This is a genomic window from Legionella sp. 39-23 (assembly GCF_001897665.1).
Taxonomy (GTDB): Bacteria; Pseudomonadota; Gammaproteobacteria; order Legionellales; family Legionellaceae; genus Legionella; species Legionella steelei.
Genome location: NZ_MKTO01000024.1, coordinates 1 through 11279, shown reverse-complemented (window position 1 = coordinate 11279; position 11279 = coordinate 1). Strand labels below are relative to the sequence as shown.

The following is an 11279-nucleotide window of genomic DNA, read 5'->3' as shown; positions in this document are numbered from 1 at the left end:
GAGCGTTCATCTGATTGATTTTGATGAGCCAGTTTATCATTGGTATCTTGCCGATATCGCTAAACCTTTTTTGGACTTATGCAATAAGCCATGGCCTCTCTGGAAACCCTTGTTTGAATGGTTTATAGAAGGGTATAGGCAAATCCGGCCATTGAGTTCAGACGAATTAAAAGAAATGAATCATTTTTCGCAAATGAAAAGCTTGGATATCTACCTTTGGTGTAAATACAACTGGTTTGAAGAAACAGCGCCAGGAGGAAAGCCACGCAATGAGTGGCTTCATGACTTAAAAACTATGGCATTAACGCCTTTGTTTTATGTACCATAATCGATTAAGGCGATTTATATTGGGGTGGGTAATGAATAATATCATGGATGCGCGATAGTTCATTGGTTGGATTCCGGTAGCCATGCGGTTGATTGGCATTAAAACGAAGCCCTTCTCCTTTAGAAAGTGTTTTCCAGCTCCCGCCTAACAAAAGCTCAATGGTTCCATCCACAACAATGACATGCTCAATGACTCCATGTTTATGTGGAGGTGAAAGATGTTCACATTCGGGCAATAACTCAATAACAAACAATTCAAAATGTAACTGCTCATCAAAAGGAAATAGAGGCAGTACTCGTATTTTTTCATCATCTGGATGCAAGGTTTCAGCATGTCCCGCCCTATAAGCAGGATTGGTTGAATTATCCAGACTGTCTTCAATAAACGAAGAAAAGGAGGCTTGAAAGCCGCTCGCAATTTTCCATAAGGTAGAAATCGTTGGACTTGATTCTTCTCGTTCAATTTGCCCGAGCATCGCTTTAGAAACGCCGGTTTCAAGCGCTGTTTTTTCTAAACTCCAACCTCGTTCTTGTCTTAATGATTTTAATGTTTTTGCAATACGTTTTGAAATTTCTTGCATGATGTCTCTTAATAAAAAGCTTGTGCGTTTTAGCGCACGAGTATATACTGGTTTATTATGCGTTATAACGCACGAATTGTGAAGTAAATTGTGGAGGACTGTATGGTTGAACACCCTTTTAAAAACAAACTGGTTGCGGTACTTAATAAGCGTATTGAGCCAGGAAAAGTGATGAATGCGCTTGCTCATATGTGTATTGGTTTAGGTTCCGTAATTGGTGAAGAAGAACTGCGTTTAACCGATTATCGAGATGCAGATGGAGGATCTCACCCTTATATTTCAGAAATACCTTTTATCATTCTTTGTGAGAACTCCAACAAAATTAGAACATTACGCCAGAATGCTTTAGCAAAAAATGTTTTTTTTAATGATTTTACCGATACGATGACTGTGGGTACCTATCAAGAGCAAATTGAAAGAACGGCAGAGGTTAAAGAGAACGATCTGATTTACTATGGCATTGTTTTATTTGGGGATTGGGATGTGGTAACAGAGCTTACTAGAAAGTGTTCTTTGTGGCGATGATAAGTAAGTGATCATGATGAATAAAGGTAAAAATTTAAGTAAAAGCGCGCAAATCATACAGGATTTTTTATCTCAAAAGGGTCTATCGTGTGAGATCAAGGAACTTGATTCGAGCACACGCACTGCAAAAGATGCTGCTGATACTTTGGGTTGTGGTGTTGCTCAAATTGTGAAGTCACTATTATTTTGCACTGAAAAAACCAACAAGCCGATATTGGTATTAGCAAGTGGTGTTAATCGTGTGAATGAGAGCCTGATTGGGAATCTCATCAATGAATCTATTGGGAAGGCTGATGCAGATTTTACACGAGAAATAACTGGTTTTGCGATTGGTGGGGTCCCTCCAGTTGGCCACAAAAATGTTATTAATACGGTTCTTATCGATGAAGATTTGTTATGCCATGAAGTCCTTTGGGCCGCAGCCGGAACGCCCAATGCCGTATTTTCATTGTCTCCTGAAACACTTAAGCAGCTAACCAATGGGATAGTGGTAAAGATTAGAGAGTAAGTTATGCAAAAACTATTTTGGGATAATCCCTATCAATGCCAATTAATGACTAAGGTGGTGTCGGTAAATGAGAATCGACTACTTTTTGCAGAGGCTATTGGTTTTTCGTTTTCCGGTGGTCAAGAAAGTGATACAGTTCTCGTGAATGGCCTGATGGTCACTCATTCTGAAATAGAAAATCACTTGATTTATTATACGTTACCTTCGGGGCATGGACTTTCTGAAGGAGATGTTGTCCTTATGGAAATCGATTTTGTTCGTCGTTACAAATTGATGCGTCTTCATTTTGCTGCTGAATTAATCTTAGAGCTTGTTCAAAGAATGCTTCCCATTGAAAAAATAGGTGCGCATATTGCTGAACATAAGGCTAGAATCGACTTTAGCTATCAGCACAATATCTCGGATATTTTTGACTCTCTTTTGTTTGAATACAATCAAATTATTGCAAAAGATATGCTTATTCGCACTGGGTTTTCTGATGAGAAGAGTCAAAGACGTTATTGGGAGATTGAAGGATTTTGTAAGGTTTCTTGTGGTGGAACACATGTACAATCAACCGCGGAAGTTGGATTCATTGCCCTAAAAAGGGTTAATATTGGCAGCGGAAAAGAACGCATAGAAATAAAGCTCCTTGATCCCAACTTAGGTTTAAAAGATGAAAGCAAGCTCCATAAATGAACACAGAATTCTTGATTCTAATCTTCTTGATAAAATCACCTATATATTAAATAAGAGATTTGATGCAGAGGTTAAGATAATTTCCACTCAGTTTTTAAGTGAGCCTGAACGGAGAAATTGCATAGTAAGACTCTTTTTATCAAGCCAAACGAAAGAAATCCCTGAAAGTATTATTTTAAAACAATCTTTACGAGAAGACACCGATGCTAATGATGAGGAAGCTTATGCACGATTTGCAAGGGATTGGGCAGGTCTTGAATTTGCCTCTGAGATTAAGCAAAACAAGCATAATGTCCCAAAGTTTTTTGGTGGAAGTAAAGAGTATCGATTTATTCTGATTGAAGATTTAGGAGTTCAGCATGTTAGTTTAGTCGATTCACTTACTGTAGCTGATCGCAAAAAAGCTATTGCTGCATTGACCCGTTTTATGAAAGCCTTGGGAAGTTTTCATGCAGCAAGTTTTGGAAATACCGGGCTTTATGAACAAATTTTGCAAATGATTCATCCTGAGGCGGAAACGGTTGATGATGAGCTTAATTTCGCATTGAATGATTTATTACCGAAACTGGGATTGGCAAATAAAAATTTAGGCTTAACTTTAACTCATGAATGCATTGAAGAAGCGAAATCTTTAATTGAATATGTAATAAAGCCCGGATCTTTTACTGTTCTGACTCATGGGGACATTTGTCCTGATAATGTATTTGATCATGCAGAAACTAAAGATTTGCAGCTTATTGATTTTGAATGGTGTGTTGTGCGTAATGCTTTGTTAGATGGGACTTATTTGCGAATGAGTATGCCAACGTGCTGGTGTGCTAAAGCCATTCCTACGGATGTTATTGAGCATATGGAACAAATCTATAGGGAGGAACTCAAACAAACGATTTCAGAAGCAACTGATGATAAACAATACAATCAAGCTTATACCTATGCCTGCGGTTTTTGGCTTTTACAACAAACGATACCTTTTATTAATTCAACTTGGGAAAAAGATAGGATTGGACCTTCAGGTCCTGTACCGAAGGATTCTTTATGGAATGAAGAAGATAACTGGGTTAGACCTAGGGTTTTATCGAGGTTGCAAGCATTTATAGATAGTAGCAATGCTTATCAACATTTACCCTACTTACGAGCGATGGCTCAAGCCATGTTAGCTGAATTAAAACGTTGTTGGCCTGAAACATCTTTTCTCAAATTTTATACTGCATTTGAACAAGAATAATAAAAGAATATTTAATTATTCGATAAATGAGTGCTTAAGAAGGCACGCCTAGACAAGACGGAATAATTCATTTTTATTGACAGATTCCGGAAACAGCATCAGGAGTAAAGCCACTCGATGAGTGGCATCATGGAATGATGCAAATGGTGCTTACACCATTATTTGGTAAAAAACTCATTGGATAACAGGTTTTGAATTTGACTATTGACCCTAACATAGTGTCATGCCCTATTCTCAATCTTGGGAGGAGACATGATGACAAAATGGCATATAAAAGAAATCAGTGAGTTAACTCAGACATCGGTTCGCATGTTGCGGCATTATGACAAAATAGGTTTGTTACAACCCTCTTATCTTGAGCCCAATGGTTACCGCTGTTACACCGAGCCGGATTTGGCAAAGTTACAGCAGATTATTGCTTTGAAGTATTTTGGTTTTTCATTAAGCAAAATAAAGGATATTCTGCAAAAACATTCCAACGTTTATGCTCACCTGCAAGCACAACACCAAGTAATCAGAAAGCAAAGTGAAGATTTACTGAAAGTGAATCAAGTGCTTGAAGAAATTCTAAAAAGCCGTTCTGCATCAATGTTTCCTAATTGGCAAGATTTGTTGTTACTCATAGAGGGGTATAAAATGACAGAAAATCTACGAGATAAATTGAAAAAAACGTGGGCTGGAAAACAATTAACTGTTTCTCAATTTGAAGACTACTTGTTTCTTTACGAGCAATTTCCTGAAGAATTTGCACTTAGAGATTCTATTATTGAGGAAATGAACCAACAAAAGGTAGGTGATCCTGAAGGACCAGATGGTGAGCGAATTGCTGCTGTTATGGAAGATTTATCAAAAAAAATGAAGAAATTTTTTACTGAGCAAGTCAAATTGGGAGCCAGTCTTTTGGAAAGCATACAATCTGGGAGACTAACCCAATTGGAAATCACCCCGGAAGGTGCTTATTGGTTGTCGCGTGCGATGATGGCCTATTCATTGAAGCGTTGGAATAATCTGTACAACCAAATCATCGATAACATGAACTCTCCACCTGAAGGAGAGCATGGGAAAAGGCTTGCTCAAGAATGGAAAGACTTAATCGATAATTATTTAGCTGCAGGAAATAGAGATTACTTAATCGGTATTTTATTATGGCAAGAAATTTCGCGACAAGAGCATGAAGTAAAAGCCTTAAAAACAATGCCGCCTCCTCAGGAGATGATAAAGCCATGGCATATTAAATTACTGTTCAATGCAGAAGCATCAGCTTGGATAAGTAAAGCACTAGAAACACATCAATGATGGTTTTTAACTCGCCAGACTTTTTTGAGTTTGGCGAAAATTAATGAAATAGTGAGAATTATGAGATTATTTATTTATCTGATTGGGATTCTGTTTACCGCATATGTTTTTAATCGGTTCTGCTTATGGTTAGAACAGAAAGGATGGTTGTATTATCGTTATAAAAAGCCACAAAAAGGAATTATTGGTTCTGCATTGCAAGAATTGAATGCCCAACTTCTGCCAAATCACCGTCACGTCGTTGTTGCAAAAGAAGAAAAAGTACAAAGTAAAAAATGCGAAAAAGATTTACCGATTGATGGTAATGTCGAAATGACTGATCAAATAAAATAGATCAACCTGGAAATCAGGTGATTTTAGCGAAAAAAAAGGAAACAGATTACATGCGTTGCTCACCTCAAGAAACAATTCAAAAGTTAATTCATGAACGTTACTCAGAAGCACGTGCTGTTTTTTGGGCCGGTTCGGTTTCTCAAGGGGAAGAAACCCAAGTCTCAGATTTAGATCTCGTAATCGTCTATGAAAAATTAATCAGAGTTTATCGTGAAGCCTTTGTTTATGAAGGTTGGCCTATTGATGCTTTTGTACACGACAGAGAATCCATTCGTTATTTTTTTGAAGAATCGAGAATAAATTCCGGTATTTCAGGAACCATTCAAATGATTTTGTCGGGAAAAGATATGATGCCAGCTAGCGATTTTTCAAACGGGATTAGAGAGGAGGCCCATCTTTACTTAAAGCGCGGACCTCTTTCTTGGGATAAAAATCAAATTGATAAAGAGCGTTTTTTAATTACGGATGTCTTAGAAGATATTTTATCTCCTAAGTCTTATGAAGAACAAATTGCCTCAGCCTCATGGCTTTTTGAAGCATTGTCTCAATTTTATTTTAGAGCTCAAAATAAATGGTGCGCCAATGGTAAATCAATCATTCGCTATTTGCATCAAGAAAATCCCAATTTAGCCAGGGAGTTTTCTGAAAGTTTTAATCGAGTTTATAAGGAAGGTGATTCAACTCATTTAAAAAAGTTGGTTGAAAAAATACTACAACCTTATGGAGGTATTCTTTGGAGCGGTTATCATTCCGATGCACCAGAAGATGCAAAAATACCAGAGCTTATAATTTTAGCCAAGAACAATGACTATGAGATTTGTTTCGAAGAACGAACCAACCAAGAAATCACTGCCATTTTATCTGACGGCTTAAAGATCTACAATGAAGAAATGATTGGTGCTTACAATCATACTCCCTTTACCATCTACATAAAATCTATCGACAAAAGGACCGTTTTAGCAGGTTGTTATGGGGATGTCACTCGAGCCAATTGCTATGTCGATTGCATTTGGGTTCATCCGGATTTTAGACAAAAAGGATTAGGACGAAATCTCATGGAAAAACTGGAAATTTTTGCAAAACAAAAGAATTGCCAAGTGATTACCATTGAGACGGCCGAATTTCAGGCAAGATCTTTTTATGAACAGCTTGGGTATTTTGTCATATCCATGACAGAGCATAATTGTTTTTTGGATTTCAACGTTTATTTGATGAGAAAATCGCTATGAAACAAGAACACCAATTGATTTATGAGCTAGAAATTTCTCTATTAAGGTCGGAAACGAGAAAATCTATTGCGCAACTGAAACTATTGATTGCTGATGAATTTATCGAGTATGGGGCCTCTGGCTCAATTTACAATAAGAACGACCTACTTGATTCTCTTCCAGAAGAAGAGCAACGAAGCTATATGGTTAATGATTTTTCAGTTTTAGAGGTGTCGCCTGAAGTCATGTTGGCAACTTATAAGGTTACTGTTGCCTCAAAAAGTTCTTTACGTTCTTCGCTCTGGCAATACAAACACAATCGTTGGCAAATGGTGTTTCATCAAGGAACGCCTTGCCACGAGTGCGAGGAATAATCCATTTTTACAGGTATTATGATGATAACAATAGCCTACCTAAAACAATATTCAGACTGTATTCCAAAGCTTGCTAAGATTTGGCATGAAGTTTTAGGTAAAATCTGGATGCCAGAGATCGGAATTGAAGAAATTGAATCTTTGTATTACGAAGAGCTGAACCAAGAGATGCCTTTTACTTACATTGCGCTATACGATGAAATTCCTGTAGGTTCTTGTACTTTGCAATTAAACGAAGATATTCGACCAGATTTAGGGCCGTGGATTGGTGATTTGGTGGTTGATCCAAAATATCAAAAACAGGGGATCGGAAAAATATTAGTTGATGCCGCAGTCGAGAAAGCAAAAGAACTTGGCTTTGAAAAACTGTACTTGTTTGCTCTTGATCCTACCATACCTGAGTATTATAGGCGCCTTGGGTGGAAAAAAATCGGTATGGATGAATTTAAATCTCATCCTGTAACGGTGATGGAGATCAGTTTATGAAGATAAAAAGGGTAATGCAAGAAGACTGGGAACTATGGAAATCATTTCGATTAGAAGCGCTAAAGAATTCACCTGAAAGCTTTGGCTCTTCTTATGAAGAGGAAGTGCTTATGTCCGATGCTGATTTTCAACATGGATTAAGTAAAGGATATGTATTGGGTGTCTTTGTTGACGATTTATTGGTGTCTTGTGTTGGATTCTATACGCTTATTTCACTTAAAACCAAACACCGAGGTGTACTTTGGGGTATGTATACTCGTCTTGAATACAGAGGAAAAGGTATTGCAACAGCATTAATTCAAACCCTGATACAGCATGCAAGGACCTGCGTCACTCAATTGCACCTAACCTGTGTAGTAAGTAATTTTGTGGCCTGCGCTTTTTATCAAAAGCAAGGATTTCGAATTTATGGTACCGAACCTAAAGCACTTAAAATTAATGGTACCTTCTATGACGAATATTTAATGGTATTGGATTTCAATGAGGAACCCATGAAAAAACTGGAAACTTATCAGAGCCTTTGTACTGAAGTATATGATTTAAGTAAACCTAATGCACCACAAGATGAATACTCATTCTATCGAAGCTATGCCGCAGAGGCTAAAGGCTTGATTTTAGAGCCTATGTGCGGCACAGGTCGATTTTTACTGCCTTTGGCTGAAGAAGGATTTGATGTTCATGGCTTTGACGCAAGTCAGCCAATGCTAGAACGACTGCATGCAAAAGCAAAGAGCAAAAATCTTAAGCCAAAAGCCTGGCATGGTTTTATTGAAGATTTAAAGCAAACCGATAAATATTCTTTAATTTTTATACCCAGCGGTTCATTTGGTCTCATCACAGAAAAGATTGATATTCAAAAAGCCTTAAAAACCATTTATGAACATATGGAAGATAAAGGACTTTTTGTATTTGAAGTAGAAACACTTCATGCGGTTCCTAATGAATTAGGTATATGGAGAGGCACAAGATGGCCAAAAGAAGATGGCACAATCATCCTACTCAGCCAATTAGTTATGCTCGATGAGGAGATTTGTTACTCTATAGGTAAATATGAACTGATTGATAACAACCGTATAATTCAAACAGAGGTTGAGGAATACAAAATTCGAATTTATCAAGACACTTCTTTCTTGCTCAATTTGCTCAATGAGGTTGGTTTTAGCAATGTACGAACGGTTAAAGCATTTGACCGAAGCGCATCGCCTAATGAAACAGACGAAAGTATTGTTTTTGAGTGCAGAAAATAATTGAGGTAATAAATGAATATTCTATGTCCAGAACCACTGCAAAGAGGAGATATCGTGGGGCTTATTTCTCCCTCGAGTCCTATTACGGAAAAAGCAATAGAAGTAGGAGTTCATTTATTAAAGTCGAATGGATTTAATGTAAAGTATGCAAAGCATATGTTTGGATCAGAACGATTTTTAGCTGGTAAAGACCGTGACCGTGCACAAGATGTGATGGATTTCTTTATAGACTCAGAAGTGAAAGCAATTATTGCAACCCGAGGAGGACAAGGTTCGCAACGACTTTTACCTTTCTTAGATTATGAATTGATTAAGAAAAACCCAAAACCATTATTCGGGTTTAGTGATACTACAGCGTTGCAATTAGGCCTATTTAAAAACACTGGCTTAGTAAGTTATACAGGGTTTACTTTGACCATTCATTTAAGTACCCAAGTTAAAAAAACATTATTTTCTTCTTTGTTAGGCCAAGAGTACACAATTCGCAAAGGAATAAAGGTTCATGGAGGCGTTAGCCGAGGTACTCTTCTTGGTGGCAATTTAACCCTTATGACTAATTTAATGGGCACGCCTTACATGCCTACTTTTAAAGGAAGTATTTTGTTGGTAGAAGATGTTGGCGTCGAGCCCTATAATATTGATGGCATGTTCTCACAATTAGATTTAGCAGGAGTTTTTGATGAAGTTTCCGGCGTTATTTTTGGTACATTTGAACAATGTAAAAGTAAGAAGTCGAATCAGAGCGATGGTACGGTAGAAGATGTAATCAATGAATGGGCTTCTAAATTAAAAGTCCCTTGTATTAAAGAGTTTTCCTATGGACATGGTAAGCAAAATTGCATTCTTCCAATTGGCAAAGTAGTTACTTTAGATGCAGATACTACTTGCGTTACGATTCAAAATTAAAAATGAAGAAATAACCACTTGATAAAACTGATGAGAGCATTGGTTTAATAGAGGCATAAATGAATACACAAGAAATACCCAAAGAATATCAACACACTTCACCAGCAGGAGCTGAGGTTCGATTGCTGATGAATAATCATTTAGGTGGAATGGCTCACTGTACTTTGAAGGCAGGCACAATTTCCAAAGCAGTTCGTCATAAAACTGTATCTGAATTTTGGCATGTCCTTTCTGGGGAAGGAACTATTTGGCGTAAGTTGAACGATGAAGAGAGCATTACCCCTTTAACTGCTGGAGTCAGCATCGATATTCCCTTGGGAACACATTTTCAATATCGAAGTGATGCAGCAGATTTGGTGTTTATTTGCGTTACTATGCCACCTTGGTCAGGCAGTGATGAGGCAAGTTATGTGGAGCATGGTGCCTGGCCTCCTACAGTGGAATAAATGAGATGACTTTAAAATTATCGTTTTTAGAAAATCCAAACCCTGATGATGTTCAAATATTAACAAATGGAATTAAGGAGTACGCCAAACAACAAAGAGGATTCGAATCCTTAGATTTCTTTGCATGCTTTATTCGTGATGCAGATAATAGCATTATTGGTGGTTGTAGTGGTGGAACCCTCTATGGAGGTCTTCATATCGATAATCTTTGGGTGAGTGAGTCCATCAGACATCAAGGATGGGGAACAAAGCTCATGCAAGCGGCATTGAGGTATGGCAATGAAAAAGATTGTGCTTTTGCAACAGTTAATACTATGGATTGGGAAGCAATAGAATTTTATAAAAAATTAGGATTTGAACTTGAGTTTGAACGGCATGGGTTTCAGAAAAACTCTATATTCTATTTTTTGCGGAAAGAATTTCAGGCAACAAGAGAAATCGGACTCTTAAATGGTGATTCAGTCTCGAGCTTAAGTCAAAAACCAAAACTGCCTGTATCAGAATCTTCGGTGAGAGAAGAGGTTGTCTCAATAAACAATGCGCCTCATTTTAAGTGGGGACAAAATTGTGATGCATGGTGGTTAAAAAATGATGGTCAGTTTAACGTTCTTTATGAAACGATGCCCTCAGGCAGTTTTGAGGTAAAACATTATCATCAGGAAACAGAACAATTTTTTTATTGTTTGCAAGGACAATTGGTTATTGAGTTTGAAGACTATGAACAGATGTTACAGGAACAGGAAGGAATAAGTATTAAAGCAGGGATAACCCATAAAGTGAAAAATAGTTCTGGAAATTTGGTTTCTTTTTTGGTGATTTCATCTCCTAATCTATCCGGGGATAGAGTTAATCTGGAGGCATAAAGTGCCTTCTGAACTGATTATCCGCAAAGCATTAATTGATGATGCTCAACATCTTCACCCTTTAATGGAGCAATTGGGTTATCCGCAATCGTCTAAGGAGTTGCAAAGACGACTAGAGCTATTTACTAGTGAACTGCATTACGGTGTCCTTCTTGCGGAAATTGCTGGAAAAGTTGTTGGTTGGATTGCTTGGTCTAAGAGTTATCTTTTTGTTTCCGAAATAACAAGATTTCATATTGAAGGCCTTGTGGTCGACCAAGGATATCGTAATCAAGG

Annotated in this window: 15 protein-coding genes and 2 pseudogenes; 16 read left to right on the top strand and 1 reads right to left on the bottom strand. The window is 37.5% G+C overall.

The window, feature by feature from the left end; genetic code table 11:
- Window positions 1–328 (top strand): annotated as a pseudogene (locus tag BGO44_RS09870) (phosphotransferase enzyme family protein); the annotation flags it as partial.
- A gap of 4 nt (window positions 329–332) precedes the next feature.
- Here BGO44_RS09870 and BGO44_RS09865 read toward each other — a convergent pair.
- A complete protein-coding gene (locus tag BGO44_RS09865) occupies window positions 333–908 on the bottom strand; it encodes a helix-turn-helix domain-containing protein (RefSeq protein WP_058478641.1) in 576 nt (191 codons plus the stop codon).
- Between the two features lie 102 nt (window positions 909–1010).
- Here BGO44_RS09865 and BGO44_RS09860 point away from each other — a divergent pair, with 102 nt between their 5' ends.
- The 15 genes and pseudogenes from BGO44_RS09860 to BGO44_RS09790 all read left to right on the top strand — a co-directional run.
- Window positions 1011–1433, top strand: a complete 423-nt coding sequence (locus BGO44_RS09860; protein ID WP_058478640.1) for a DUF2000 domain-containing protein — start codon at window positions 1011–1013, stop codon at window positions 1431–1433.
- 16 nt (window positions 1434–1449) lie between these two features.
- Window positions 1450–1941: a YbaK/EbsC family protein gene (locus BGO44_RS09855; RefSeq protein WP_058478639.1), complete on the top strand. Its 492-nt coding sequence runs from the start codon at window positions 1450–1452 to the stop codon at window positions 1939–1941.
- Between the two features lie 3 nt (window positions 1942–1944).
- On the top strand, window positions 1945–2619 hold the full coding sequence (locus tag BGO44_RS09850) for an alanyl-tRNA editing protein (RefSeq protein ID WP_058478638.1): 675 nt from the start codon (window positions 1945–1947) through the stop codon (window positions 2617–2619).
- Window positions 2597–3844 carry a phosphotransferase gene (locus BGO44_RS09845; protein ID WP_058478637.1) on the top strand — a complete coding sequence of 416 codons (1248 nt, stop codon included), beginning with the start codon at window positions 2597–2599 and terminating at the stop codon, window positions 3842–3844. The genes BGO44_RS09850 and BGO44_RS09845 overlap by 23 nt, the downstream gene beginning before the upstream one ends.
- 252 nt (window positions 3845–4096) lie before the next feature.
- Entirely contained in the window at window positions 4097–5140 is a 1044-nt protein-coding gene (locus BGO44_RS09840; RefSeq protein ID WP_082650879.1) for a MerR family transcriptional regulator, read from the top strand.
- A 60-nt stretch (window positions 5141–5200) separates the two neighbouring features.
- Window positions 5201–5473, top strand: a complete 273-nt coding sequence (locus tag BGO44_RS09835) for a hypothetical protein (RefSeq protein ID WP_058453040.1) — start codon at window positions 5201–5203, stop codon at window positions 5471–5473.
- Window positions 5474–5523: 50 nt separating this feature from the next.
- Window positions 5524–6702, top strand: a complete 1179-nt coding sequence (locus tag BGO44_RS09830; protein WP_082650883.1) for a GNAT family N-acetyltransferase — start codon at window positions 5524–5526, stop codon at window positions 6700–6702.
- Window positions 6699–7055 carry a nuclear transport factor 2 family protein gene (locus BGO44_RS09825; protein ID WP_011212577.1) on the top strand — a complete coding sequence of 119 codons (357 nt, stop codon included), beginning with the start codon at window positions 6699–6701 and terminating at the stop codon, window positions 7053–7055. Before BGO44_RS09830 ends, BGO44_RS09825 begins: the two co-directional genes overlap by 4 nt.
- 21 nt (window positions 7056–7076) lie before the next feature.
- A complete protein-coding gene (locus BGO44_RS09820) occupies window positions 7077–7541 on the top strand; it encodes a GNAT family N-acetyltransferase (RefSeq protein WP_058478634.1) in 465 nt (154 codons plus the stop codon).
- A pseudogene (locus tag BGO44_RS09815) lies at window positions 7538–7990 on the top strand (GNAT family N-acetyltransferase); the annotation flags it as partial. The gene BGO44_RS09820 and the pseudogene BGO44_RS09815, both read left to right, overlap by 4 nt.
- Window positions 7991–8032: 42 nt before the next feature.
- Complete coding sequence (locus tag BGO44_RS09810) at window positions 8033–8788, top strand: class I SAM-dependent DNA methyltransferase (protein WP_058478661.1); 756 nt, start codon at window positions 8033–8035, stop codon at window positions 8786–8788.
- 12 nt (window positions 8789–8800) lie between these two features.
- Window positions 8801–9694: a S66 peptidase family protein gene (locus tag BGO44_RS09805; protein ID WP_058478633.1), complete on the top strand. Its 894-nt coding sequence runs from the start codon at window positions 8801–8803 to the stop codon at window positions 9692–9694.
- Window positions 9695–9753: 59 nt separating this feature from the next.
- Window positions 9754–10140, top strand: coding sequence for a cupin domain-containing protein (locus tag BGO44_RS09800; protein WP_058453043.1), 387 nt, complete (start codon window positions 9754–9756; stop codon window positions 10138–10140).
- 5 nt (window positions 10141–10145) lie between these two features.
- Window positions 10146–11003 (top strand): GNAT family N-acetyltransferase, encoded by an 858-nt coding sequence (locus BGO44_RS09795; protein ID WP_058478632.1) that lies wholly within the window; start codon window positions 10146–10148, stop codon window positions 11001–11003.
- A gap of 1 nt (window position 11004) precedes the next feature.
- On the top strand, window positions 11005–11279 hold a 275-nt coding region (locus BGO44_RS09790), incomplete at its 3' end, for a GNAT family N-acetyltransferase (RefSeq protein WP_286823126.1).